28 protein-coding genes are annotated in these 23,791 nt (G+C 74.5%); 12 read left to right on the top strand and 16 right to left on the bottom strand.

Annotation, left to right across the window (positions count from 1 at the left end; all coding sequences use genetic code 11):
• Window positions 1-41 precede the first annotated feature (41 nt).
• Window positions 42-476: a ChaB family protein gene (locus ACFFHU_RS21325; RefSeq protein ID WP_377341541.1), complete on the bottom strand. Its 435-nt coding sequence runs from the start codon at window positions 474-476 to the stop codon at window positions 42-44.
• Window positions 477-774: 298 nt separating this feature from the next.
• Here ACFFHU_RS21325 and ACFFHU_RS21320 point away from each other — a divergent pair, with 298 nt between their 5' ends.
• The gene (locus ACFFHU_RS21320) at window positions 775-1,185 is read left to right on the top strand and encodes a DUF2795 domain-containing protein (protein ID WP_377341539.1); all 411 of its coding nucleotides are present in this window, start codon (window positions 775-777) and stop codon (window positions 1,183-1,185) included.
• 163 nt (window positions 1,186-1,348) lie between these two features.
• Here ACFFHU_RS21320 and ACFFHU_RS21315 read toward each other — a convergent pair whose 3' ends face one another.
• From ACFFHU_RS21315 to ACFFHU_RS21305, 3 genes are read right to left on the bottom strand one after another with little or no spacing between them, the layout of a single operon-like run.
• Entirely contained in the window at window positions 1,349-2,143 is a 795-nt protein-coding gene (locus ACFFHU_RS21315) for an ABC transporter permease (protein WP_377341537.1), read from the bottom strand.
• A complete protein-coding gene (locus ACFFHU_RS21310) occupies window positions 2,140-2,940 on the bottom strand; it encodes an ABC transporter permease (protein ID WP_377341535.1) in 801 nt (266 codons plus the stop codon). The genes ACFFHU_RS21315 and ACFFHU_RS21310 overlap by 4 nt, the downstream gene beginning before the upstream one ends.
• Window positions 2,933-3,913 (bottom strand): ABC transporter ATP-binding protein, encoded by a 981-nt coding sequence (locus ACFFHU_RS21305; RefSeq protein ID WP_377341533.1) that lies wholly within the window; start codon window positions 3,911-3,913, stop codon window positions 2,933-2,935. Before ACFFHU_RS21305 ends, ACFFHU_RS21310 begins: the two co-directional genes overlap by 8 nt.
• A 105-nt stretch (window positions 3,914-4,018) precedes the next feature.
• Here ACFFHU_RS21305 and ACFFHU_RS21300 point away from each other — a divergent pair, with 105 nt between their 5' ends.
• A complete protein-coding gene (locus tag ACFFHU_RS21300) occupies window positions 4,019-4,297 on the top strand; it encodes a hypothetical protein (protein WP_377341531.1) in 279 nt (92 codons plus the stop codon).
• 26 nt (window positions 4,298-4,323) lie between these two features.
• Here the strand turns inward: ACFFHU_RS21300 and ACFFHU_RS21295 are convergent, their stop codons facing one another.
• Window positions 4,324-5,760 (bottom strand): MFS transporter, encoded by a 1,437-nt coding sequence (locus ACFFHU_RS21295; protein ID WP_377341529.1) that lies wholly within the window; start codon window positions 5,758-5,760, stop codon window positions 4,324-4,326.
• 184 nt (window positions 5,761-5,944) lie between these two features.
• On the opposite strand from ACFFHU_RS21295, the gene ACFFHU_RS21290 reads away from it, so the two are divergent.
• Entirely contained in the window at window positions 5,945-6,157 is a 213-nt protein-coding gene (locus tag ACFFHU_RS21290) for a hypothetical protein (RefSeq protein ID WP_377341527.1), read from the top strand.
• A gap of 93 nt (window positions 6,158-6,250) precedes the next feature.
• On the opposite strand, the gene ACFFHU_RS21285 is transcribed toward ACFFHU_RS21290, so the two are convergent.
• Entirely contained in the window at window positions 6,251-6,721 is a 471-nt protein-coding gene (locus tag ACFFHU_RS21285; RefSeq protein WP_377341525.1) for a hypothetical protein, read from the bottom strand.
• 199 nt (window positions 6,722-6,920) lie between these two features.
• Here ACFFHU_RS21285 and ACFFHU_RS21280 point away from each other — a divergent pair, with 199 nt between their 5' ends.
• Entirely contained in the window at window positions 6,921-7,280 is a 360-nt protein-coding gene (locus tag ACFFHU_RS21280; protein WP_377341523.1) for a DUF6401 family natural product biosynthesis protein, read from the top strand.
• A 114-nt stretch (window positions 7,281-7,394) separates the two neighbouring features.
• Here the strand turns inward: ACFFHU_RS21280 and ACFFHU_RS21275 are convergent, their stop codons facing one another.
• On the bottom strand, window positions 7,395-8,228 hold the full coding sequence (locus tag ACFFHU_RS21275; protein WP_377341521.1) for a mechanosensitive ion channel family protein: 834 nt from the start codon (window positions 8,226-8,228) through the stop codon (window positions 7,395-7,397).
• A gap of 231 nt (window positions 8,229-8,459) precedes the next feature.
• Between ACFFHU_RS21275 and ACFFHU_RS21270 the strand changes: the two genes are divergently transcribed.
• The 3 genes from ACFFHU_RS21270 to ACFFHU_RS21260 all read left to right on the top strand — a co-directional run bounded on the left by ACFFHU_RS21270 (window position 8,460) and on the right by ACFFHU_RS21260 (window position 12,801).
• Window positions 8,460-10,610, top strand: coding sequence for a SpoIIE family protein phosphatase (locus tag ACFFHU_RS21270; RefSeq protein ID WP_377341519.1), 2,151 nt, complete (start codon window positions 8,460-8,462; stop codon window positions 10,608-10,610).
• 9 nt (window positions 10,611-10,619) lie between these two features.
• Window positions 10,620-11,297: an HAD family hydrolase gene (locus ACFFHU_RS21265; RefSeq protein ID WP_377341517.1), complete on the top strand. Its 678-nt coding sequence runs from the start codon at window positions 10,620-10,622 to the stop codon at window positions 11,295-11,297.
• Window positions 11,298-11,520: 223 nt separating this feature from the next.
• Window positions 11,521-12,801: a cation:proton antiporter domain-containing protein gene (locus ACFFHU_RS21260; RefSeq protein WP_377341515.1), complete on the top strand. Its 1,281-nt coding sequence runs from the start codon at window positions 11,521-11,523 to the stop codon at window positions 12,799-12,801.
• Window positions 12,802-13,013: 212 nt separating this feature from the next.
• Here the strand turns inward: ACFFHU_RS21260 and ACFFHU_RS21255 are convergent, their stop codons facing one another.
• From ACFFHU_RS21255 to ACFFHU_RS21245, 3 genes are all read right to left on the bottom strand, one after another.
• Window positions 13,014-13,961 (bottom strand): NAD(P)/FAD-dependent oxidoreductase, encoded by a 948-nt coding sequence (locus ACFFHU_RS21255; protein ID WP_377341854.1) that lies wholly within the window; start codon window positions 13,959-13,961, stop codon window positions 13,014-13,016.
• A 280-nt stretch (window positions 13,962-14,241) separates the two neighbouring features.
• Complete coding sequence (locus ACFFHU_RS21250) at window positions 14,242-15,234, bottom strand: hypothetical protein (protein WP_377341513.1); 993 nt, start codon at window positions 15,232-15,234, stop codon at window positions 14,242-14,244.
• Window positions 15,235-15,311: 77 nt separating this feature from the next.
• Window positions 15,312-15,659: a PadR family transcriptional regulator gene (locus tag ACFFHU_RS21245; protein WP_377341512.1), complete on the bottom strand. Its 348-nt coding sequence runs from the start codon at window positions 15,657-15,659 to the stop codon at window positions 15,312-15,314.
• 138 nt (window positions 15,660-15,797) lie between these two features.
• Here ACFFHU_RS21245 and ACFFHU_RS21240 point away from each other — a divergent pair, with 138 nt between their 5' ends.
• Entirely contained in the window at window positions 15,798-16,013 is a 216-nt protein-coding gene (locus ACFFHU_RS21240) for a DUF3072 domain-containing protein (protein WP_377341510.1), read from the top strand.
• Window positions 16,014-16,054: 41 nt separating this feature from the next.
• Here the strand turns inward: ACFFHU_RS21240 and ACFFHU_RS21235 are convergent, their stop codons facing one another.
• Complete coding sequence (locus ACFFHU_RS21235) at window positions 16,055-16,555, bottom strand: metallophosphoesterase family protein (RefSeq protein WP_377341508.1); 501 nt, start codon at window positions 16,553-16,555, stop codon at window positions 16,055-16,057.
• A 210-nt stretch (window positions 16,556-16,765) separates the two neighbouring features.
• Between ACFFHU_RS21235 and ACFFHU_RS21230 the strand changes: the two genes are divergently transcribed.
• Entirely contained in the window at window positions 16,766-17,362 is a 597-nt protein-coding gene (locus ACFFHU_RS21230; RefSeq protein WP_377341506.1) for a YflT domain-containing protein, read from the top strand.
• An 81-nt stretch (window positions 17,363-17,443) separates the two neighbouring features.
• Here the strand turns inward: ACFFHU_RS21230 and ACFFHU_RS21225 are convergent, their stop codons facing one another.
• The 3 genes from ACFFHU_RS21225 to ACFFHU_RS21215 all read right to left on the bottom strand — a co-directional run bounded on the left by ACFFHU_RS21225 (window position 17,444) and on the right by ACFFHU_RS21215 (window position 19,952).
• Window positions 17,444-18,232: a cellulose binding domain-containing protein gene (locus ACFFHU_RS21225; RefSeq protein ID WP_377341504.1), complete on the bottom strand. Its 789-nt coding sequence runs from the start codon at window positions 18,230-18,232 to the stop codon at window positions 17,444-17,446.
• 88 nt (window positions 18,233-18,320) lie between these two features.
• Window positions 18,321-18,899, bottom strand: a complete 579-nt coding sequence (locus ACFFHU_RS21220; RefSeq protein WP_377341502.1) for a DUF1684 domain-containing protein — start codon at window positions 18,897-18,899, stop codon at window positions 18,321-18,323.
• A 27-nt stretch (window positions 18,900-18,926) separates the two neighbouring features.
• On the bottom strand, window positions 18,927-19,952 hold the full coding sequence (locus ACFFHU_RS21215; RefSeq protein WP_377341501.1) for an aldo/keto reductase: 1,026 nt from the start codon (window positions 19,950-19,952) through the stop codon (window positions 18,927-18,929).
• Between the two features lie 179 nt (window positions 19,953-20,131).
• Between ACFFHU_RS21215 and ACFFHU_RS21210 the strand changes: the two genes are divergently transcribed.
• On the top strand, window positions 20,132-20,605 hold the full coding sequence (locus ACFFHU_RS21210) for a MarR family winged helix-turn-helix transcriptional regulator (protein ID WP_377341499.1): 474 nt from the start codon (window positions 20,132-20,134) through the stop codon (window positions 20,603-20,605).
• A gap of 10 nt (window positions 20,606-20,615) precedes the next feature.
• On the top strand, window positions 20,616-21,605 hold the full coding sequence (locus ACFFHU_RS21205; RefSeq protein WP_377341498.1) for a pirin family protein: 990 nt from the start codon (window positions 20,616-20,618) through the stop codon (window positions 21,603-21,605).
• A 112-nt stretch (window positions 21,606-21,717) separates the two neighbouring features.
• Here ACFFHU_RS21205 and ACFFHU_RS21200 read toward each other — a convergent pair whose 3' ends face one another.
• The gene (locus ACFFHU_RS21200) at window positions 21,718-22,569 is read right to left on the bottom strand and encodes an alpha/beta fold hydrolase (RefSeq protein WP_377341497.1); all 852 of its coding nucleotides are present in this window, start codon (window positions 22,567-22,569) and stop codon (window positions 21,718-21,720) included.
• 344 nt (window positions 22,570-22,913) lie between these two features.
• On the opposite strand from ACFFHU_RS21200, the gene ACFFHU_RS21195 reads away from it, so the two are divergent.
• Window positions 22,914-23,636 carry a class I SAM-dependent methyltransferase gene (locus tag ACFFHU_RS21195; RefSeq protein ID WP_377341495.1) on the top strand — a complete coding sequence of 241 codons (723 nt, stop codon included), beginning with the start codon at window positions 22,914-22,916 and terminating at the stop codon, window positions 23,634-23,636.
• A gap of 13 nt (window positions 23,637-23,649) precedes the next feature.
• On the opposite strand, the gene ACFFHU_RS21190 is transcribed toward ACFFHU_RS21195, so the two are convergent.
• Window positions 23,650-23,775 (bottom strand): hypothetical protein, encoded by a 126-nt coding sequence (locus ACFFHU_RS21190; protein ID WP_377341493.1) that lies wholly within the window; start codon window positions 23,773-23,775, stop codon window positions 23,650-23,652.
• Between the last annotated feature and the right edge of the window lie 16 nt (window positions 23,776-23,791).

Genomic DNA, 23,791 nt, shown 5'->3' with positions numbered 1-23,791 from the left:
ACAACTCCATGATCGACAGCGGTCGAGGGCGGTGACGGCGGTCAGCGCGCCCGGCGCGGTTGGTTGCCGGTGCGACCGCCGGTGCGGGCCGCGGTGGTGCGGCGGTTGTTGGCCTTCTGGATCGCCTTGACCAGCTCCGGCTTGGTCATCCGGGACCGCCCGGGCACGTCCAGCTTCTGCGCCACCGCCATCAGGTGAGCCTTGGGCGCGTTGGCGTCCACGCCGCCGGCCGTGGGCGCTCGCCGGGCCGGGCCGCCGCCGGCGGCCTGCCGGTCGCTGGGCCCCCGGCGCGCCTTCGGTTCCCAGTGGTCGCCGACCTTCTCGTGGGTGTTCTTGACGGCGGCGAAGGCGACGCGGTGCGCCCGCTCCCCCTCGCCGTACGTCTGCACCGCCGAGTCATGTGTCTCCGCCCAGGTGTCCTGCGCCTTCCGGTCGGATCGGCGCAGCGTGCTGGGCAGCACCTCGCGTCCGGGCATGCCGTTCCCCTCCCTCTGCGGCGCCTCGGGTTCCCGCCCCGGTCGGGCCCAAACGACTGGCCGCCCCGGCCGCGCCCAACGACTGGCCGCTCCGGCCGCGCCAAACGGCTGCCCGCCCCCACCGCGCCAAAAGACTTCCGGCCCGACCGGGCCGAACGACTTCCGGCCCGACGGGGCCGAACGACTTCCAGCACGACCGGGGCCGAACGACTTCCGGCCCGACCGGGGCCGAACGACGCGGTGTCCGGGTGGCGCGCGGTGGCGTTTAGCGGGCATACCGCCGGGTAGCGCAGTTGGCATGGAACGTGGCAGCAGCAAGCACGGGCCCCGGATCGACGACCAGATGAGCCGGGAGGCCAACGAGCAGGTGGCCAACAACGCCGGCGCGCGGGTCGAGGAGTGGCACACCCCGGAGCCGGCCGGTGAGGACCAGCCGGAACCGACGACCGTGCCCGCCGGGGACACCCGGGCCGGGGTCCCGCAGGGCATGACGACCGAGGAGGTCGAGGAGCGCAGCCAGATCGGCCGGTTCGTCAACCTCTCGGCGTTGCCGGGCGACCGGGCGGCGCTGCGCGCGAGCGCCGAGGAGAACGAGGCCCCGGACCGGATCCTGGAGCAGCTCGACCAGTTGCCCGACGGGGTGGTCTATCAGACCATCAACGAGGTCTGGGCCGCGCTGGGCCACAACAACGAGACCAAGCGCTGGTAGCCCGGCGGGCTTTCTGCGGAACGTGCCGTCCAGAGTCCGGTCCCGCGTGGCGGGACCGGACTCGCGGCTCGTCCGGCGGTCCGGCGCTCGCGCTCGCAGCCCGTCGGTCCGGCGCTCGCGCTCGCAGCCCGTCGGTCAGGCGCTCGCGCTCGCAGCCCGTCGGTCAGGCGCTCGCGCCGCTGTACGAGCACAGGGCCCGGCGCCAGGCCAGCGTGGCCAGCAGCACCGCGCCGACCGCCACCGCCGGGCCGATCAGCAGCAGGCCGGGGTCCAGCCGGCCGAGCAGCGCCTCGGCGGGGAAGGTGGTCAGGAACGCCACCGGCACCACGGTCAGCACCGCGCGCAGCGGATTGCGGTAGAGCTGCACCGGGAAGCGGGACAGCTCGACCAGCCCGAACGACAGGATGCCCAGCTCCTCGGCGGCCATGAACACCACCCCGAACGCCATCAGCAGCACGGTGAGCGCGTAGAGCAGCAGCAGGGCGACGGCGAACAGCAGCAGAAACGCGGCCAGCGCGCCGATCGGCAGCCCGTGGCCGGCCAGCCCGACGCCCACCCCGACCAGGATCAGGCCGAGCACCGGGTCGAGCAGGTTGCCGACGTTGAGCTGGCGCAGGCTGACCAGCAGCTGCGCGTCGAACGGCTTGGTGAGCAGGAAGTCCAGGGTGCCGCGGCGCACGTACTCGTTCATCCGCTCCAGGTTGGGCGCCAGCAGCGCCTGGCGCAGCCCGTTCAGGGCGAAGAACAGGCCGATCACCACGAGGACCTCGGCGTGCGACCAGCCGGCCACCGAGCCGGTGAACCGGAAGTAGACCGAGGCGCCGGCCACCGCCCAGAGCATCCAGAAGGCGCTGACCGCCATGTTGGCGGCGAAGTTCAGCCGGTATTCCAGGTCGGTGGCGATCGCGGCCCGCCAGCAGATGCCGATGATCCGGAGCTGCCGACCGAGCCGACTCATCCGGCCACCGCCTGGTAGCGGCGGACGCCGTACCGCCAGCAGACGCGGTAGAGCAGGGCGAACCCGGCGAGCCAGCCGAGGCCGACCGCGAACCCGTACCCGGTCTGCGCGGCGTCGAGGCGACCCATCAGCAGCTCGGCCGGAAAGCCCATGGTGGCCCGGAACGGCAGCACCAGGGCGGCCGTGCGCAGCCAGTCCGGCATCAGGGCCAGCGGCGCCACCCAGCCGGAGGCGAACGAGCCGAGCCCCCACCACAGCATCCAGGCGTTCGAGGTCTGGGTGCTCCAGAAGCCGATCAGCGCGAACGTCGCGGCCATCACCAGGCTCAGCACGTACGCCAGCACCAGCGCGGCGGCCGCGGCGAGCGCCCGGACCGGACTCATCGGATAGTCGACGCCCGGCACGAGCAGCGCCACCAGCACCAGCGCCGGCACCAGCGTCACCAGGAACAGCACCCGGTGACCGAGGTCGCCGGCGGCGTACTGGTGGAAGGGGTGCACCGGCCGCAGCAGCCGCACGGACAGGTCGCCGCTGCGCATGTCGGCGTCCCACTCCCACACCACGTGCTGGCCGGAGAGGTTCCACAGCACCGTCGCGGCGGCGTAGTAGGAGAGGAAGTCGCCGCTGGTCCACCCCTGCGGCGGTCCGCCCTCGGCGACGACGGTGAGCCAGACCGCCATCGTGAGCAGCGGGAAGGTGCCGGCGAGCACCCAGAGCGCCATCCGGCCGCGGTAGGTCAGGGCCACCAGGGTGGCGCTGCGCACCAGCGAGGGATAGGCGGTCAGCGTCTCACGCATGCGCGAACACCGCCTGGATGATCTGCTCGACCGGCGGGTCCTCGATGGCCACGTCCTCGACGGGCAGGTCGGCGAGCAGCCGGGCCGCCACGGCGGCGGTGTCGGCGCGGGGGACCTGGAGGGTCACCATGGCGCCGTCCACCTCGGACACCCGGCCGTAGCCGGTCCAGGTCTCGACCGGCACGGGCGAGCGCAGGGTCACCCGGACCAGGCGGTGCGGCGAGTGTGCCTCCACCAGCGCGGCGAGGTCGCCGTCGAAGCGCAGGGTGCCACCGTCGATCACCAGCACCCGGCGGGCCAGCGCGGTCACGTCGCCCATGTAGTGGCTGGTCAGCAGCACCGTGGCGCCGTGCCGGGCGTTGTAGCCGGCGAGAAACGACCGCACCGCGGCCTGCCCGTTGACGTCCAGGCCGAGGGTCGGCTCGTCCAGGAAGAGCACGCTCGGCCGGTGCAGCAGGGCGGCCGCCAGCTCGCACCGCATCCGCTCGCCGAGGCTGAGCACCCGGACCTGCCGGCCCAGCAGGGGCTCGAGGTCGAGCAGCTCGACCAGCTCCTCCAGCGCCGACCGGTAGGGACCGGCGGCGAGCCCGTAGATGGCCCGGTTCACCTCGAACGCGTCGGCGGGCGGCAGGTCCCAGAACAGCGAGTTGCGCTGCCCCATCACCAGGGAGATCCGGCGCAGAAACGCGGACTCGCGGCGGTGCGGGGTGTGCCCGAGCACCGTGACGGCGCCGGCCGTCGGGTGCAGCAGGCCGGTGAGGCACTTGAGCGTGGTGGTCTTGCCGGCGCCGTTCGGGCCGAGGAAGCCGATCACCTCGCCCTCGCCGATGCTGAAGCTGACGTCGTTCACGGCGCGCACCGTGACGTGCTCCCGCCGGACGAGCGAGCGCAGCGCAGCGCCGAGCCCGGGTTGTCGACGGTGCACGCGGAAATGCTTGGCCAATCCGGTCACCTCGATCACGCGTCCGACCATGCCAGGTGGCTGTGACAATAAAAATCCGATTTCGCCGCGGTCGGGCAGCGTCCGGCACGGGTGGCGGATCGTTTGGCGCACAGCCGGCTGGGTACGGCTGGGGGCATGACCGACAACGATCCGCGCGTGTGGCGCGACGAGGAACGCCTGCCGCTCAGCGAGCTGGATCAGGCGATCGCCACCTCCCCCGGCGACGGGCAGGTCGATGACGCGACGGGCAACGACGCGGGCGAGGAGTCGGCGTTCGGCCACGGACCCGTGGCCACCGACGAGGAGCACACCAGCTCGACCGAGCCGGACGCCCAGGACGATTCGGGCCGCGACCCGACAGACCGGGACCGCCCGTTCCGCCCGTCCACGACGGGCCGCACCGGTCCGCACTGACCCAGGCCGAAGGGAAGGGTCCCCTGTCATCGCTCCCGGTAGCGCAGGGGACCCTTCTCCACGCCCGCGGCCGGAGCGCCGTCGGGCGCCGGGCCGCCGTCGGGCGCCGGGCCGCCGTCGGACGCCGGGCCGCCGTCGGACGCCGGGCCGCCGTCGGACGCCGGGCCGCCGTCGGACGCCGGGCCGCCATGGTCGGGTGCCCGGCCGCCCTGGTCGGGCTTCGGGACGCCCGCAACGGCGGCCGCGCCGCGGCGTTCGGCGGCCAGGGACAGGCCGGTCAGCAGGGCGGTCAGCACCAGCAGGGCGGGCCCCAGGGCCGGCGGCCCGTACCGGCCGAGCAGCACGCCGATCCCCGCCGGGATGAGCGCGCCGCCCAGGCCCGCCGCGCCGATCTGCACCCCGATCACCCGGTCGGCATGTTCGGCGCCCACCCGGTCCTTGGTGGTCAGGGTGAGCAGCGGGAAGACCGGCGCGGCCGCGAAGCCCAGCACGGCCAGACCGGTCGCGGCCAGCCAGCCCGGACCGGGCACGGCCACCAGCGCCGCGCCGGCCACCATGCCGAGCAGGCTGGCCCGCAGCACCGACCGGCTGCCGACCCGCTCGGCCACCAGGCCCTGCACCACCCGGCCGGCGAAGAGGCTGCCCCAGTACAGCGCCACGACCATGCCGGCCGCCGTCGTACCGAGGTGGCGGCCGGTGGTCAGCACGGAGTACGCCCAGAGCCCCGCGCCCACCTCGACGGCCACGTACACGGCGAAGGACGCCGCGCCGAGCCAGACGGCCGGCAGCCGCAGCGTCCGGCCGATCGGCATGGCCGGGGCCGCGCCGCCGGTGGCCCCTGGCTGCCGGCTGGCGGCCCAGCGCCGCGCGCTCAGCACGAACGCCAGCGCGAGCCCGGCCTGGGCGATCGCCACCGCGCCGTACCCCCAGCGCCAGCCGAGGCCCCGGTCGAGCGCCGCTGTCATGATCATCGGGCCGAGCGCCACGCCCAGCCCGAAGAAGGCGTGCATCCAGTTCATGTGCCGGGGCCCGAAGGCCGCAGCGGCGTACGCGTTCAGGCCGCTGTCGATGGCGCCCGAGCCGAGCCCCGCCAGCAGGGCGCAGCCGACCATCACGGCGAGGAACGGCGCGCCCGCATAGCCGGCCAGCGCGAGGCTCACCAGCCCGGTGCTGCCGGCCAGCAGCCAGCCGACGCCGAGCCGGGCGACCGTGAAGCCGGCCACCACGCTCGAGGTGAGGTACCCGGCGGTGCCCGCGGTGAGCAGCAGGCCGACGGACGCGGCCGGGACGCCGAAGTCGCGGGCGATGGAGGGCCATCCGACGCCGAGCAGGCCGTCCGGCAGCCCGAGGCTCACGAAGGCCAGGTACGCCAGCAGCAACAGCGCGGCTCCCGGCCGCAGGGGGCGGGCGCGGGGCGGCTCCGCCGGGGTCCGGATCGTGCCGCTCGGTGCCGCGTTGGCCATGCCGATCCCCTCCCCGTACCCGTCACCTTTACCGGTCCAGAGCCTAGCCGCGACGCCTCGCCGAGTCGACCCCGGAGGGAACGGACCGGCTTCTCACGAAGCAGTCCGAATGCGACAATTACCCACCGGAAAAATGGTCCGATCGGCTGAGGGCGTCGGCGCGCACAGCGGGAAGACTTGCCGAATGCATCAGGATTCGGGATTCCTCAGCATGCGTCAGCGCCGCCTCGCCTGGGTGGGCTTCCTGCTCGCCGCGTTCCAGGCGCCGGTGGCCGCCCGAGTGCTGCCGGACCAGTCCTGGCTGTTCAGCGTCTGCGTGGCGCTGCTCGTGGCCACGGTCATCATCGCGGACGACGCCCGGCGGCGCCGTCCGGCCAACGTCGAGATCGGCGACTAGCGCCGCGCCGCGGATCCGGCCTCGCCGAACACCGCGCCGCCGGCACGACCTCGCCGAACACCGTGCCGTGGGCACGGCCTCGCCGGCCAGTCGTCACCGCTGCGCCGGCCGGGCCTCGTGCCCCGGCTGGCCGCGGGTGCGCCGCCGCTCCTTGAGCTCCGCCTCGTGCAGGTGCCGGCGGCCGCCGGCCAGGTCGTCACGGGCCGCCGCCTCCACGTTCCGGAAGACCGCGTAGTACCCGTCGTCGTAGTCCTCGACGATCTGGAAGGTCCACCGGCCGGCGATCACGTTCCGCCCGATCAGCTCCCGCTCGATCCGGTCGGCGAGCGCGTCGTGCCCGGCCGAGCGGAACAGCTCGACGGCCTCGTCCAGCATCAGGTCGGCCTGCCCGGTGAGCTGGTGCAGCGAGTAGAGGTGCCCGCGTACCCGCTCCACCGTCTCCAGCGCCTCGCTGAGCCTGCCGAGCGCCGCCACGGTCCGGTCGTCCAGGCCCGGCGGCCGCCGATGGGCCGCGTCCGGACCGTCGCCGTCCGGTGCGGTGTCCGTACGTCCCAGCCCGGCCATGCCGCCTCCCGTCGGTGCTGAACCGTCCGGTCGGTACCCCCGAGCGGGGCTCGTCACTCCACCGCGTCGACCGGTCGGCCGCGGCGCCGGTTGTCCGGTTCGGTACCCGCGACGACCCCCGGGTCGGAACGGTCGCGGCGAGGTCCTCAGCCGACCGGCCGAGGGTGGCCGGCGCTACCGACAGGTAGCCTCGGCGGACATGAGAGCCCCGTTCGCCGGGACCGGCCGCCGGTCCCGCCGCCGGACCGCGCCACCGGTGCTGGCCGCGCTGCTGTCGTCGTACGGCGCGACCGGGCTGGCGGCCGCCGCCGGCCGGCCCGGCCTGCTGGCCGCCGTCGACCAGCACGCGGCCGCGGTACGGGACGGCATCGGCGGGATCGCGGCGGGACCGCCGCCCCCGGCGCTGCTCGAGGCGTACGCCGAGGGCGTGCGGGCGGCCGCGGTGGAGCACGGCTGGCAGCCGCCGGCCGACCCGGTGGACTGGTCGGAGCCCGACTGGGTGCTGGTCCGGCTGGTGGCCGTCTGCGCGCTGGCGCACGCCACCGGCATCCGCTGCTGACCGCGTCAGCCCGGGCCGCCACCGGCATCCGCTGCTGACCGCCGCCGCCAGCCCCGACCGCCGGCCACGATCGCTGCTGGCGGCCCGCGGCTGAGCCGGTCCGCGTTCGACCGGTCAGCGACCCCGGCCCGGCTCGTCCTCCGGACCGGCCCGGTACACCCCGCCGCTCGACGAACCCGCCGGCTGCCGGGTCGTGGCCCCGCCCCGGTCGGCCATCTCGCGCTCGACGTCGCCCCGGCCCGCCGCGTACGCCTGGCCCCGGCGCTGCCGCGTCTCCTGCTCGACCCGGGTCAGCCAGCCGTCCAGCCGGCTCTGCATGGGCCGCACCAGACCGCCGCCGACGCCCACGATCAGGATGCCCGCCACGGTGGCCAGCGCCGCGATGAGCACCGGCGTGGTGACCGTGGTGGCCACGCCGACCTGGTTCAGCGCCGCGATGATGCCGAGCGCGATCACGAAGATCGAGGCCACATCGGCCAGCAGCCGGCCGTACGACAGCCCGCCGAGCGCCCCGGTGATCAGGTCCCGGATGGCGCTGGCGAAGGCCGCGGCCACCACCACGATGATGATCGCCACGAAGGCCCGCGGGAGCCAGCCGACGATGTTCCCGATCACGTTGCTGATCGGGTTGGACCCCCAGATGCCGAACGCCGCCTGCAGGGTGAACAGCAGCACCGCGTAGTAGGCCACCCGGGCGAGGATGTCGCTCGCGTCGTACCGGCTGCGTTCGAGCGCCCGTCCCACCCCGCCGCGCTCGACGGCCCGGTCGAAGCCGACCCGTTCCAGCACCCGGTCGACGAGCTTGAGCACCGCCTTGGCGACCAGCCATCCGACGATGATGATCAGGATGGACCCGATCACCCGCGGCACGAACAGCACCACCCACCTCGTGAATTCGTTCCAGCCGGCAGTTACGTCGACCTGCCGGAGCGCGACCGCGCCGGTCATGGCATACCTCCCGTTTGACCTGGACTTTCGCGCCCGCGGCTTACCCGGTGCCCGAGCGGGCAACCGGCCGCCGCCGGGGTGAAATTCCCCCTTTGCGTTGATAATCCCCACGGACGGGCCGGAACCGGACGGCCGGCCGCGACCGGCGGATCCAGCGGCCGGGACCGGCAGATCCGGCCGGTCCCGGCCGCCGATCATGAACGACGGGTGTCGTCCCGTTACGCTGCATACATGGCAGGTACGGCTGGGCGGATACCGGCGCCGCCCGCTCCCGCGCCCGCGCCGGAGCGGGCCGAGGCGACCCCGCCGGCCGCCCGTGCCTGGCCGGAGGCCCAGCTCGGGCCGGCCGCGCAGTGGCCGCCGGCGCTGCGTACCGCCGTGGACCTGGTGCTCGACGCCGCCATGCCGATGGCCGTGGCGTGCGGCCCGGAGCACCGGCTGGTCTACAACGAGCCGTTCGCGGGGCTCATCGGCGCCGCGCACCCGGCCGCGTTCGGCCGGCCGGCCGCGGAGGCCATCGCCGAGGCGTGGCGACAGCCCGGCATCGGCGACGTGGTGGAGCGGGTCTACCGCACCGGTACGCCCTGGCAGGAGCCCGAGACGGTCTTTCCGGTCGGCCCGGTCGACCCCGGCCGCGCCGAGTACCGCGTCTTCTCCCGCGGCTACTCGGCGGTACGGGACGACCGGGGCGACATCCTGGGCGTCCTCATCATCGCGGTCGAGACCGCGCAGATGACCCAGCGGCTGCGCAACCTCAGCGAGCTCACCTCGGCGCTGGCCGGCAGCCTCACCCTCAACGACGTCGCCCGGGTGGCGCTCCGGTACGCCCTGGCGTCCTTCGACGCCGAGCAGGTGGCCTTCGGGGTGGACGACGGAACGGCCTGGCGGGCGGTGCGCCGGGTCCGCAGCGATCAGCTGGACGAGGTCGACGAGCGGCTCCCGCCGCTGTGGCGCCGCCAGGCCGAGGACTCGACGGCCCCGCTGGTGGTCGCCGCCCGCAGCGGGCAGCCGACGTTCGTGTCGGACGGCCAGCCGCTCCGGTCGACCGCCGTGGACCGGCACGACCAACTGGTCCGGGCGCTGGCCGCGCTGCCGCTGCGGACGCCGTCGCTGCGCGGCGCGATCACGGTCGGCTACCGCGTCCCGCACACCTGGGCGCCCGCCGAACGGGCGCTGCTGGCCGCGGCGGCCGAGCTGCTGGCCCAGGCCGCCGAGCGGGCCCGCCGGTTCGAGAACCAGCACGGCACGGCGCAACTGCTCCAGCGCAGCATGCTGCCGGACAACCTGCCCGATCTGCCCCGCCTGCGGCTCGCCGCCCGGTACGAGCCCGGCGTCGACGGCAACGCTGCAGGCGGGGACTTCTACGACGCGTTCCGGCTCTCCGACGGCGAACTGGCCGTCGTCCTGGGCGACGTGGCCGGCCACGACGTGCAGGCGGCGGCGGTGATGGGCCAGGTCCGGGCCGCGCTGCGGGCGCTGGCGCTGAACGACCCCGACCCGGCCGTGGTGCTGCGCGGGCTGGACCGGTTGGTGACCAGCCTCGGCGCCGAGGCGAGCAGCGACGAGCTGTTCGTGACGGTCGTGTACGGGGTGATCGAACCGGGCGACGGCCGGATGCGGATCACCAGCGCCGGCCACCCGGCCCCGCTGCTGCGGCGGGTCGGACCGGACGGCCGGGCCAGCGCCGACTATCTGGAGGTACCCACCGGCGCCCCGCTCGGGCTCGGTGGCCGGCGGTCGGCGGCCACCCTGCAGCTCGCGCCCGGCGACACCCTGCTGCTCTACAGCGACGGCGTGGTGGAACGCCGCCAGCAGGGCCTGACCGCCGGGTTCGACCGGTTGGCGACGGTGGTGGCCGGGGCGCCGGCGGGCGACCCCCGCACGCTGTGCGCGGTGGCCAGCACCGCCGTGCCGGGCGCCACCGAGGACGACGTGGCCGTGCTCGCGGTGGAACACGCGATCTCGCCGAGCCGGTCGGCCGCCATGGAGGTGCCGGCCGAGCCCACCGCGCCGGGCCGGGTGCGGCACTGGATGACCGACCAGCTCACCGAGTGGCAGGTGCCCGAGCAGGTGATCGGCGCGGCCGTGCTGTGCACCAGCGAGCTGACCACCAACGCCCTGCTGCACGCCGGCACGGCGGCGCGGGTGGAGATCGACCTGACCCCGGAGCGGTTGCTGGTCTCGGTGGCCGACAGCGGCAACCGCGGGCGGGTGGTCCGGGCCCAGACCGACGCGCTGAGCAGCCGGGGGCGCGGGATCGGCCTGATCGAGCAGCTCAGCGACGCCTGGGGGACCGACCCGACGGTACGCGGCTCCACCGTGTGGTTCGAGATGTTGATCCCGTCGCCCACGTCACGCGTCAGCCCAGGGGGCGTGGGGTAACAGGGGGCCATGGACGCCAACCGCCCCGCCGGCGTGCTCTTCGACCTCGACGGCACCCTCGTGGACACGACGTACCTGCACACCGTCGCCTGGTGGGAGGCGTTCCGGCAGTTCGACCACGACGTGTCGATGGCCCAAATCCACCGGGCCATCGGGATGGGCTCCGACCAGCTGCTCGATCATCTGCTCGGGTCCGAGCGGGACCGGGACGCCGACGAGAAGATGGTGACCGCCCACGGGACCCTCTTCGCGACGTACTGGGAACGGCTGCGGCCGCTGCGCGGGGCGCAGGACCTGGTACGCGCCTGCGCGGACCGCGGCCTGCGGGTGGTGCTGGCCTCCTCGGCGGGCAAGCCGGAGCTGGCCGCGCTGCGGGCGACCCTCGGCGTGGACGACGTGGTGCACACGGTCACCTCCTCGGCCGACGCGGAGGCCAGCAAGCCGGCGCCGGACATCGTGGCGACCGCGCTCGAGCGGGCCGGGCTGGACGCCGACCGCGTGCTGTTCGTCGGCGACTCCGTCTGGGACGTGGTGGCGGCCGGCAAGCTCGATGTGGCGTGTATCGGCCTGACCTGTGGCGGCACCAGCCGCGAGGAGCTGGCCGGCGCCGGCGCCGTGGCGGTGTACGACGACCCGGCCGCCCTGCTGGCCGCGCTGGACGAGTCGCCGCTGGGCCGGCTGGCCTGACCGGGCGGGCCTCCCCGCCGCCGCTCGGCGCCCGCCGGCGCCCCACCCCACCTGACCCGCCTTCGACCGCCCCCCGACCCTCGACCCGCCCGCCGACCCTCGACCCGCCCACCGACCCTCGACCCGGCCGCGGACCACGGCCGGGTCCGCTCCCCGCCCGCCGGTCCGACGGCCGTCGGGACCCGCACGCATCCCCCACACAACCGCAAAGGAGTCGTACGGCGTGGACGCTGTCGATCTGGTGTTCGCGCTCGCCAACCTGGCCGCGTTGCTGGCCGGCGCGTTGCCCCGGCTGCTGGAGCACCGCCCGCTGTCCATGCCGATCGCGTTTCTCGGCCTGGGCATGCTGCTGTTCCTGCTGCCGACCGGACTGCCCCGGCCCGACCCGCTGGCCAGCCCGACGCTGACCCAGCACCTCACCGAGGTCGGCGTGATCGTCGCGCTGATGGGCGCCGGCCTCAAGATCGACCGGCCGTTCGGCCGGCGGCGCTGGTCGTCCACCGCCCGGCTGCTGGCCGTGGCCATGCCGCTGTGCATCGGCGCGGTGGCGCTGCTCGGCTGGTGGTGGGCCGGCCTGCTGCCGGCCGCCGCCCTGCTGCTGGGCTCCGCGCTGGCGCCCACCGACCCGGTGCTGGCCTCCGACGTGCAGGTGGGTGAGCCCACCGACGTGGAGGACTCCGAGGACGAGGTGCGGTTCGCGCTCACCTCCGAGGCCGGCCTGAACGACGGGCTCGCCTTCCCGTTCGTGTACGCGGCCATCGCGATCGCCTCGGTCGGCCTCGCGCCCTCCGGCTGGCTCGCCCACTGGTTCGCCGTCGACGTGCTCTACAAGCTAACCGTCGGGGTGGGCGGCGGCCTGCTGATCGGCTGGCTGCTGGGCAAGCTGTTCTTCCGGGCACCGTCGGAGAAGCTGCGGCTGGCCAAGCACGCCGAGGGCTTCCTGGCGCTGGCCGCCACGTTCCTGGCGTACGGGCTGGTGGAGGTCGCCGGCGGGTACGGCTTCGTGGCCGTGTTCATGGCGGCCCGGGCGATCCGGGCGGCGGAGCGCTCGCACGAGTTCCACCAGGTGCTGCACGACTTCGCCGAGCAGATCGAACGGCTGCTGACCGTGCTGTTGCTGCTGCTGTTCGGTGGCGCGGTGGTCGGCGGGCTGCTCGGCCCGCTGACCTGGCCGGCCGCGGCCGTCGGCCTGGCGCTGGTGCTGGTCATCCGGCCGCTCACCGGTTGGCTGTCGCTGCGCGGGGCGCCCGGGCGGCCGGCCGAGCACTGGGTGATCGCCCTGTTCGGCATCCGCGGCGTCGGCTCGTTCTATTACCTCGCGTACGCCACCGCGCACGCGCACTTCCCGCAGGCGGACCTGCTCTGGGCCACCGTGGGGCTGGTCGTGGTGGTCTCGGTGGTCGTGCACGGGGTGGCCGCCACCCCGGTGATGCGGCGCCTGGACCGCCGCGGCGAGCGCTCCCCGTCGGTCCCGGACCACCAGCCCGCCCAATCCGCGGCCTAACTGCCCCCTCCCCCGCCCCGCCCCGCCCCAGCCCGCCCCGCCCCGCTCCGCCCCGGCGATCTTGCACTTTGGGCCCCCTTTTTGCGGCTTAAAGCCTTCTTTGTCGGGGCCAAAGTGCAAGATCGTCGGGATGCCGGGGGTGGGGTCCGGGGGGATGCCGGGGCGGGGTCCGGGGAGTGGGGATGCCCGGGGGTGGGGGTCCGGGGGGGTGGTTAGGGGTGGGAGAGGCGGGTGGCGAGGGCGCGGCCGAGGGCGCGGCCGGAGCGCCAGGCCGTCTGCACCCGGGGCTTGCCAAACGCGTCCCCGGCCAGGCCGATCCCGTCGTCGTCCAGGTGGTACGCCGGCCCGCCGCCGGCCCCGTCCGCCGGATGGGCGTACGTCCAGCGGTGCACGAAGACCTCGGCGGCCGGATCGGGCAGGCCCAGCAGTTCCCGGACCGCGACCTCGATGGCCGGGCCGGCCAGCGTCGGCTGCGGCAGGTACCCCCCGGCGAAGCGGTCGGTGGTGTGCGCCACCAGGACCGGCGCCCGGTCGCCGCGCCGGTCGCCGTCGTCGCAGACGGTACGCAGCACCGGGTGGTCGTTCACGAAGGCGCCGGCGAAGTCGGCCCAGCAGCGCTCGGGATAGCGCAGCACGGCCGCCAGGCTGGGCGCCCAACGCTGCGCCTGGGCCGCCCGCAGGGCCGCCGCGAGTGGGGTGTCGAGCAGCCGGGCCGCCTGCGGGCCGGGCATGGCGAGCACGACGGCCGACGCCCGGTCGCCGTCCACCAGCGGCCCGGGCTCGACCATCGTCACGAGCCGGTCGGTCGTCACGTCCAGCCCGACGGCGAGGTCGGTGACCAGGCTGCGCAGCCCGTCAGGCGCGGCCCAGCGCATCGGGCCGGGCCGGGCCGTCCGGCCCCCTGAGTCGTAGGCCACGAAGGTGTCGGTCCATTCCCGGGCCAGGCCGGCGGCCGCCCACCGGCGGACCGTGGCGGCGAAGTCCGGGTCGCTGACCGTGAAGTACGCGGCGCCCAGGTCGACGGGCCGCCCGTCGAACCGCCGGCTGGCCATCCGTCCGCCCGGGACCCGGGCCCGCTCCCGGACCCGGACCGGCACGCCCGCCGTGGCAAGCTCGCGGGCGCAGGACAGTCCCGCGATGCCGGCTCCGACGACCGTCACACCTTCGCCATCGTTCACCGGCGGATCCTAACGAGCACCCGCCCCGACCGGCCGGCAGCGCCGCGCCAGCGGGCCGCGCCACGCCGGCGGATCGCGCCACGCCGGCGGATCGCGCCACGCCGGCAGGTCGCGCCACGCCGGCAGGTCGCGCCGGGGCGGCGTGCTACCGCGGCGCGCCGACGGGCGACGCGCCGGCGCCAGCCGAGGGCGTCCCGCGGCGCGCCCGCCGGCGGCCCCCGTCCGCGACGCCGCCGGTGGGCGGGCCGGGCCCGCCACGGCCTCAGCCCAGCAGCGCTCCCGAGGCCAGCCGGCGCTCGTAGCGGGCGAGCACCCAGCAGCCTCCCACGAAGACCAGCAGCGGGGTGAGGACGAGGCCGGCCCACTGCGGCGCGACGAGGTACACCGGCGGGTCGAACCGGGGTGACGAGGCCAGGAAGCCACCGAAGGTCTGCTTGACCACCAGCATGGTGGCCACGGCGGGCGCGGTCAGCACCAGCACCCGCCGGCGGAGCGAGGGCCGCAGCCGCAGCGTGACGATCGCCAGGGCCGCCAGCAGCACGGTGTCCCCGGCCAGCACCCCGGGATCGCCCTCCCTCAGGTAGAAGCCCGCCCGGATGGCGGCCCCCGTCAACAGGGGAACGGCCACGAGCGGCACCGCCGCGGCCACCGCGATGGCGAGCCTCGAGCGCGTCAGGAGCGCGGGGGCCGCTTCCGGTCGGGTCGCGGACGGCAACAACGCGATCAGCGACGCCGCCGCGGTGATCGCCACCACCAGTCGCCACCACGAGGTGACCGCGTCGTCGGGAAAGCCGACATAGGTCCGCGCGACCGCGACGCCCTGTCCGGCGGCAGCAACAATCGCGCAGGCCGCGGCGGCCCGCCGCCAGCCGAGCGCGGCCGTGCCGGCAACCAGGGTCCAGACCAGCGCCAGCACCAGGCCGGTCCGGGACAGTCCGGGCAGCCCGCGCGCGAAGATCCCGGGGCTCAGCTGGTACGCGGGGATGGCGGCCAGCAGCACGGCGGCCCCGTAGCCGAAGACCGCGGACGCCTCCCGCCAGGGCGCGGAGCCGGCGGCCCGGACCGGCACCCGCAGCCGGGCGCGCAGCCCGGAGACCACCAGGTCGAGCGACTCCCGTAGGCCCGGCTGGCGTTGCCCGGGCGCCGCCCCGGCCATCAGCACGCCGAGCATCTCCTCGCCGTAGGCGGCCCGGTGGGCGACCGGGTAGCTCGACAGCAGGCGGCGGTAGCGACGCTCCAGCCCCCCGCCGCTCATGCCGGCCTCTCGCTGCGCTCCGGCCCCGGCATGAGGCTCCGGCGCACTGAGCTTGATGATTCGCTCGCTGCGCTCGCTCATGCCGCACCGCCCTGCGCTAGGCCGCCCAGCCGGCGCAGGCGCAGCGCGGCCGCGTCGGCGTGCCGGCGCAGCGCCCGGGTCTCCTCGGCCAGCCGTTCGGCGCCGGCGGCGGTGATCCGGTAGTAGCGGCGCAGCCGGGAGGCGACCACCTCCTCGCGGTCGACCTCGATGAGGCCGGTCTCGCGCAGCCGGTCGAGGATCGCGTACAGCGAGCCGGTGTGCAGCCGTACGCGATCGTCGGAGATCCGCAGGACGTCCTCGATGATCGCGTAGCCGTGCTGCGGCTCGGCCGCCAGGGACGTCAGAACCAGGAATGCCGGCTCGCGCAGGCCTCGGTCGCTCATGTCCGGAGCATATACGTCCTACGCGTATATGCGCCAGCGTCTTAATCCACTCCGCGGGCACGAATTCGGGCAGCCGGGCACGCATGGCCGGCGATCACCCCGGGTATTGGTACGCCCGTTCGAGAGAGGGTGGAGACGATGAGCGACCAGAACAGCCCGCAGGCCAACCCGGCGGGTGCCATCAAGGACCCGGACGAGTGGGTGACCGGCGAGGAGCCGTGGACGGCCGCCCAGCGGTCGTACCTGGAAACGCTGTCCCGCGAGGCGGGCAGCGAGCTTCCGGGGGAGATGACCAAGGCCGACGCGGCCAAGCGGATCGAGGATCTGCAGGAGCAGACCGGCCGCGGCCAGTAGCCCGGGGCACCGGCTCCGGCCGCGCGGGACGCGGATCGGCGTCAGCGCGGCGGGAGCCGGTGCAGCCGTACCCCCGTCAGACGGCCGGCGGAGATCTCGGCCGTGAGGTACGTCGCGTGCGGCTGCGCGCGGCGGTCGGTGGGTGAGCCGGGGTTGAGCAGCCGGAGCCCGCCGGGCGCCACCGTGTCCCATGGGATGTGCGAGTGCCCGAAGACCAGCAGATCCGTGTCCGGGAAGCGGGCCGCGCAGCGCTCCTCGCGACGCTGCCTGGGCCCGGTCTCGTGCACGACGGCCAGCCGCAGCCCCGCCAGCTCGACCCGGGCCACCTCGGGCAGCCGGGCCCGCAGCGGCGGCCCGTCGTTGTTGCCGTACACCCCGATGAGCCGGCGGCTGCGCGCGGTCATGGCGGCCAGCAGCGCCTCGTCCACCCAGTCCCCCGCGTGTACGACCACGTCGGCCGCCTCGACGGCCGTCCAGAGCGCGGGCGGCAGGTCCCGGGCCCGCTTCGGTACGTGCGTGTCGGCGGTGATGACCAGGCGCATTCCAGGAATTGTGCACCCGGACGGTCCGGCCGGCCGCAGCCCCCCAACGGAACGCGGGCCGGGTGGGAGCCGTGGCGGAACCACCCAGTCGGGCCGGAACGCCGCTCGACCTGACCGGGCCCCGCTCGACCTGACCGGGCCCTCGGGGCCGTGACGCGTGGTTACCGTCCGCCCGATCGGGAACCCCGAGATTGACGAAGGAGGCAGCTCATGACCAGGAGTACCAGCCCGGGCTGGGTGCCGACGACGGGCACCAGGACCAGCGAGAACACCTTCCCGCCCGGACCCGCCGGCCGGCCGGCCAGCCCGCCGAGCGGCGACGGCGGTCCGGAGACCGGCCGACCGAGCGTCACGATCGGGTCGTACCCGGACTACGCGTCGGCGCAGCGGGCGGTCGACTACCTGGCGGACAACCGGTTCCCGGTGGAGCACACGGCGATCGTCGGGACGAACCTTCGGCTGGTGGAGAGCGTCCTCGGCCGCATGACGACCGGACGGGCCGCGCTGGCCGGCGCCGGCACGGGCGCCTGGTTCGGTCTGTTCATCGGCCTGCTCTTCGGGATCTTCACCGGGGGCAACTGGCTCGCCATCATCGTGATCGCGCTGATCATCGGCGCGATCTGGGGCGCCATCTTCGGCGCCATCGCGCACGCCATGAGCGGCGGCCGCCGGGACTTCAGCTCGGCGAGCTCCCTGCAGGCCAGCGAGTACGCGGTGACCGCGGACGCGGACTTCGCCGAGCAGGCGAGGCAGATGCTGAGCCGCCTCAACTGGCAACCCATGCGCCCACCCCAGACCGCCCACTAACGGTGCCGGTCTGGAAGGAAGGGCCCCTTCTTATCGCTTTCTGTATAGGAAGGGGCCCCTTCTTAACGCTTGGCCACCGGGTCAGCCGACCGACGGCTGACAGGTCGGCGCGATGGCGGCGGGCGCCGCCGTGGTGGACACCAGCAGGCCGAAGGTGGTCGAGGCGCCCACGCCGAGCCTCCCGTTGTACGGGGCGTTCCGGACCGTCACGTCGGCGCCGGACCCGGTGGCCACGCCGCCCCAGACGCCTTGGACGCGCTCGTCGCCGGGCCACCGCCAGGAGACCTGCCAGCCCGACAGCGGCTGGGTTCCGGAGTTGCGGACGGTGACCGTGGCGACGAAGCCGCTCCCCCACCGCGAGTCGACGGCGAACGTCGCGGCGCACGCCGACAGCGCCGCGGTGTGGGCCGGGCCGCCGATCACGTACGGGTCGCGCTGCCCGCCCGCGCCGGTGAACCGGAACCAGTAGTCGGTGTCCGGGGTCAGGCCGCCGATAGTGACGGACCCGTTCCGCTCCGGCCCGGAGAGAGCCTCGGCCACCGGGGCCCGCCACTGCGCGGCGTCCTCCCGGCTGGCGAACAGGCTGACCGTGATCGGGGTGTCGTAGCCGCAGGGCGGGGTGAGCAGCATGTAGTAGCTCACCGTGACGCTGGTGGCGGTCGTCCCCGTCACCTGACCGCCGATCGGCAGCGCCGGCGGGCAGGTGACGATGACGGTGGGCGACGCCGCCGGCAGCGCCGGCCCGCCCGCCGGGGCCAACACGCCCGCCGCGGACCCTGCGCCCGCCGGGGACGCTGCGGCGGCGGCGGCGCCGGCGGCGGCGAGCGACAGGCCGGCGGCCGTCAACACGGTGACGACTGATCGAAGCATCGGCCACCCCTCAGGCGCCTGGTCGCGATGATTGAGGCACAGTCTTTCATTCGATATAAGTCAATGCATCGATCGTCCCACCAGGCGATCAGCCGTACGTTTGCTCGCCGGCCCGGACGGGACCGGTGAGCCGGTTCTCCGGCGGCGCGAGCGGGCAGGCCCAGTCGGCGGAGTAGCAGCAGCTCGGGTTGTACGCATAGTTGAAGTCGAGCCGGACCCGCCGGCCGGGCAGCAGCGTGAGGCCGCGCCCGAAGGTGCCCTTCACGGTGTCGGTCAGGTAGCGCCCGCCGCCGTAGCTCTCCCGGCCGCAGGTCGCGTCGCGGAACGGCACGAACAGGCCGCCCCCGTACGCCGTGATCCACCACAGCGTGAGGTTGCCCCACGGCGTCCGGGCGACCCCGACCCGGCGGTACGTCACCACCCCGTCGGGGCCGCCCGTGTCGATCGATTCCGTTCCCTCGGCCGGTTCCAGCGGCACGTCGAGGACCGCGTCCGGGTTCGCCGGGAAGTAGCTCAGCCCACCGAATCCGGGCTGCCCGGCGACCGGTGACGCCGGATGTTCGGCGAACAGCCGGTCCCGGGCGGCCCGGAAGCCGGCCAGGTCCAGGTCCGAGAGGTAGAGCCGGGCCACGCGCTCGCGCCAGTCGAGCAGGTCGAGATCATCCACCCGGCCACGGTATCCGGCCGGGGACCCTCAGGCGGGCAGGTCGCGGGCCCGCTGGTTGACCCCGGGCACGCCGTACGGGTAGTCGGCCACGGCCGGAGCGCTGGCCTCGTCCAGCCGCCCGATCTCCGCGTCGTCGAGCCGCAGGTCGGCCGCGTCGAGGTTCTGGTCGAGCTGCTCAAGCGTGCGGGCGCCCAGGATGACCGAGGTCACCGCGGGCCGGTCGGTGAGCCACGCGAGCGCCACGGCGGCCATGGTGACGCCGTGGGCCTCGGCGATCCGGCCGACCTCGTCGAGCACCCGCCACGTCCGTTCCTCGGCGTTGCGCCCGGCATACGCCTCGACGCCGCGGTCGGGGTTCTCGCCGAGCCGGGTGGCGCCGCTCGGCGCCGAGTCCCGGCGGTACTTGCCGGTGAGCCATCCCCCGCCCAGCGGCGACCAGGGCAGGATCCCGATCCCCTCGTTCTGGCAGACCGGCACGAGCTCGAACTCGATGTCCCGGACCAGGAGGTTGTACTGCGGCTGCAGGGTGACGATCGGGCTCAGGCCGCGGTGCGCGGTGAGCAGGGCGGCCTTCTGCAGCTGCCAGCCGGTGAAGTTGCTGACGCCCGCGTACCGGATCTTCCCGGCCCGTACAGCGTCGTCGAAGAACCGCAGCGTCTCCTCGATCGGGGTCAGCGGGTCCCAGGCGTGCGCCTGGTAGAGGTCGACGGCCTCCACGCCGAGCCGGCGCAGGCTGGCCTCCAGGGCCCGGGTGAGGTGCACCCGGGACAGCCCGACGTCGTTGCCGCCGGGACCCATCGCGAAGCGGCCCTTGGTGGCGATGACCAGGGAGTCCCGCATTCCGGGGCGGTCGGCCAGCCAGCGCCCGACGATCTCCTCGGAGGTGCCGGCCGAGTACACGTCGGCGGTGTCCAGGAACGTGCCGCCGCGTTCGACGAACCGGTCGAGCTGGGCGAAGCTGCCCTCCTGGTCGGTCTCGGCCCCGAAGGTCATCGTGCCGAGACACTGGGTGGAGACCACCGTGCCGGTGGCGCCCAGGGTGCGGTAGCGCATTGCGTCCCCTCTCACGCGTCGGGCCGGTAGCGCCCGGCCCACCACAAGATCCTCGCACCGCGGGGCCCGGACCGCCGGTTCGGGGGCGGAACTTCAATTTCCAAGGAGCCGTTCTGACGTAGGCATCCGCACAAGCTCAAGGGTTTGTTTAAAATTTGAATGACTGCTATCGTGGCGGCATGACGGAGAGCCTGAGCGCGGCGGAGCTGGCCGGCTGGCGGGCCTACATCGAGTCCAGCCAGCTGCTGCTCACCCGGCTGGAGGAGGACCTGCGGGCCGGCAGCGCGCTGAGCTTCGCCGACTACCACGTGCTGGTGCTGCTTTCCGAGACGCCGGGCCAGCGGCTGCGGATGGGCGAGCTGGCCAACCGGCTCGTCTTCTCGCCGAGCCGCCTGACGTACCAGATCTCGGCCATGCAGCGCCGCGGCCTGGTGGCCCGGCAGACCTGCCCGGGCGACCGGCGCGGCCAGGAGGCCGTGCTCACCGCGGCCGGGCTGCTGGCGCTGCGCGAGGCCGCGCCGGCGCACCTGGCCGCGGTCCGCGCCTACCTCATGGACGACCTCGACGACGCCGAGATCGCCTGCCTCACCCGCGTCTTCCAGCGGCTCGGCGCCCGGCTGCGCGCCGACCGCACCGCACCCCTGGCTCGATAAGGAGCATCCGATGCCCGCGATCACCGTCGACGACGTCCTGGTCCTGCCCCGCCTGCCCCGGCAGGACCCCGCCACCACCAGCTACCGGCCGGTCCGCCGGCTGGTCACCGCCCCCAGCGGGTACGAGGGCGAGGGCTTCCCGGTGCGCCGGGCCTTCGCCGGGGTGCCGATGAGCGAGCTGGACCCGTTCATCCACCTCGACCAGATGGGCGAGGTGGACTACGCGCCGGGCGAGCCGAGGGGCACGGCCTGGCACCCGCACCGCGGCTTCGAGACCGTCACGTACATCATCGACGGCATCTTCGACCACCAGGACTCCAACGGTGGCGGCGGCACCATCACCAACGGCGACACCCAGTGGATGACCGCCGCGCGCGGCATCCTGCACATCGAGAAGCCGCCGGAGCACCTGGTCGTCAGCGGCGGTCTGTTCCACGGCCTCCAGCTCTGGGTGAATCTGCCCCGGGTGGCCAAGCTGAACCCGCCGCGCTACCAGGACATCCGCGGCAAGGAGGCGGCGCTGCTCACCACCGCCGACGGCGGCGCGCTGCTGCGGGTGATCGCCGGGGAGATCGCCGGGCACCGCGGCCCGGGGTCGACGCACACGCCGATCACCATCAGCCACGTGACGGTCCAGCCGGGCGCGCAGGTCGACCTGCCCTGGCGGCCCGACTTCAACGCCCTGGTGTACGTGCTGGCCGGGCGCGGCACCGTCGGCACCGACCGGCGGCCCGTGCACACCGGTCAGCTCGCCGTCTACGGGCCCGGCGACGTCATCCGGTTCGCCGCCGAGGCGAGCCAGGACGCCAACACGCCCGCCCTCGAGCTGTACGTCATGGGTGGTCAGCCGATCCGCGAGCCGGTGGCACACTACGGGCCGTTCGTGATGAACACCCGCGCCGAGCTGATCCAGGCGTTCGAGGACTACCAGGCCGGACGGTTCGGCGTGGTGCCGGCCGAGCGCCTCCCGCACACCGGCGGCCAACCCGACCGTCCCTGAACGCGCCCGTCGCCCCCGCCACCGGCCGGCGACGGGCCCAGGCCCGCTCGCGGATACGCCAGCCACCCCACCCCGACCGGATGCGGTGGCTGGCGTATCCGTCACCGGCGAGTCAGGCCAGCGGCAGGCGGTCCAGGAAGCCGTCGACCGCGCGGCGGAAGGCCGCCGGCTGCTCGACCCAGGGGAAGTGACCGCTGTCCGGGATCACCGTGGACTCCCCCGCCGGGAAGAGTTCCGCCACCGCGAGCGCCGGGGCCACCCCGACGCTGCAGTCCACCGCGCCGGACACGACCAGGACCGGAGCGGTGACCGCGTCGAGCCGGGCCGCCAGGTCCGCAGGCGGATCGACGCTGAAGAACGGCCAGTACGCGGCGAAGCTGTACCATCCGTCCGCCGCGTGCGCCCGCTCCCGCTCCCCCCAGCTGGCGTACCCGATCGGGGCGATCCGTTGCTGCCAGGCGTTGAACCCGGGATCATCCTCGGTCTCCGGCCCGGCCCCCCAGGCGGCGACGGCGGCCTCGAGCTCGGGAGTTTGGCGGCGGCGGTCGAGCAGATCCTTGGCATCGGACGGGACGTCGACCAGGTAACCGGCCGGCGGCCCGACCAGGATCAGCCCGGCCACCCGCTCCGGATACCGTGCCGCGTAGCTGATCGCCAGCCGGGTGCCGGCCGAGTGGCCCAGCAACAGCAGCCGGTCGAGCCCGAGTGCTACCCGGAGGTGTTCGAGGTCCTCGGCCTGGTGCCAGAAGGACGCCCGCTCGGTGTCCGCCGGCAACGGCGACTCGCCCACCCCGCGCGGGTGCGGGACGATGAGCCGCCGGTCCCGGCCGAGTCCGGCCAGGTCGCCCAGGTAGCGCGGGTGCAGCGTCGGCCCGCCGGCGAGCGCCACGATCGGCGGCCCGCTTTCGGGGTTCCGGTCCTCGTAGTAAAGGTGGGCTCCATCGGAGCCGGTGAAGGTAGACATGGTTCGGCCCTCCTCGCGGACGGTGTGCGGAGAATGGGCCGCGTTCCGCACGACGTCCGGAACACGACCTGGACCGCGGTGGCACCGGCCGGGAACCGAAACACGCCAGTCATGCCGTTTGGGGTGAGGTTGCTTCCGGACGCCCGTCTCGGCCGTCCCCGCGGGTTGCCCGCGTCAGAGGGACCGTGCTGCCGGATCGGAGGGGAGCGTCCAACCGTTCACCGCGGTAATGGGACTCACCTCCTCCGGTCGATCGCAACTCCAGGACGGTAACAGAGCCGGTCCTCCTCGCGCGGCCCCGCCGCCGCGCCGTATCACGGGGTGGACCCCGGAAGACTGGTCGCATGACGAATGGCGAACGCGCCGCCCGGATCGACGAGGTCCGCCGGCGGCTGCACCGGGACGGCCCGCCCTGGACCCGCGGCCAGGGCCTGGACTTCGAGACCGTGAGTCTCCCCCGGCCCGACTGCGACCTGCTCCGGGACCTGCTGGTCGCGGAGCGCGCCGAGACGGTGGTCGAGATCGGGCTCGCGTACGGCAGCTCCGCCCTGGCCATCGGCGAGGCGCTGAGCACCGTCGGGTCGGCGCGTCCCCGGCAGGTCGTCATCGACCCGTTCCAGCAGAGCATCTGGTCGAACGTCGGGTGGGACCTGTTGCGCGACGCCGGCCTGGACCGGGTGGCGACGCAGATCGAGGCGGAGTCCTCCACCGCCCTGCCCGGCCTGCTGGCCGAGGGCCTGGTCGCCGACGCGGCGTTCGTGGACGGCAGCCACCGGTTCCACGAGGTCTTCGTCGACCTGTACTTCCTGCGCCGGATCGTCCGGCCGGGCGGCCTGGTGGTGCTCGACGACCACTGGGCCCCGTCCGTGCGCACGGCGGTGGCGTACTACGAGCGGAACCTCGGCTGGGAGCGGATCCCGGATCCCTTCCCGGGCGGGAGCCGGCAGCACATCGGGAACGATCCCGGGGCCGCGCTGGTGGATCGCTGCGCGGCCTTCCGGGTGCCCGAGCCGGGCGATGATCCGCCGTTCACCGCGTTCCGGTCGTTCTGGACGGAGCGCCCCTGACGGCGCGAACGGCTCAGGTGGCGACGAAGATGCCGGCCACGCCCAGCAGCACCATCACGAGCATGGCCAGCAGCATTCCCCGCTCGCCCTCGGGATGCTGGTCGTTGCCGGTGTCGGTGTGTGCCGTGTCCGTCGTCATCGTGACCTCCCCAGGT

The organism is Plantactinospora siamensis, from assembly GCF_042434095.1.
GTDB lineage: Bacteria > Actinomycetota > Actinomycetes > Mycobacteriales > Micromonosporaceae > KBS50.
This window is presented reverse-complemented; position numbering and strand designations above follow the sequence as displayed.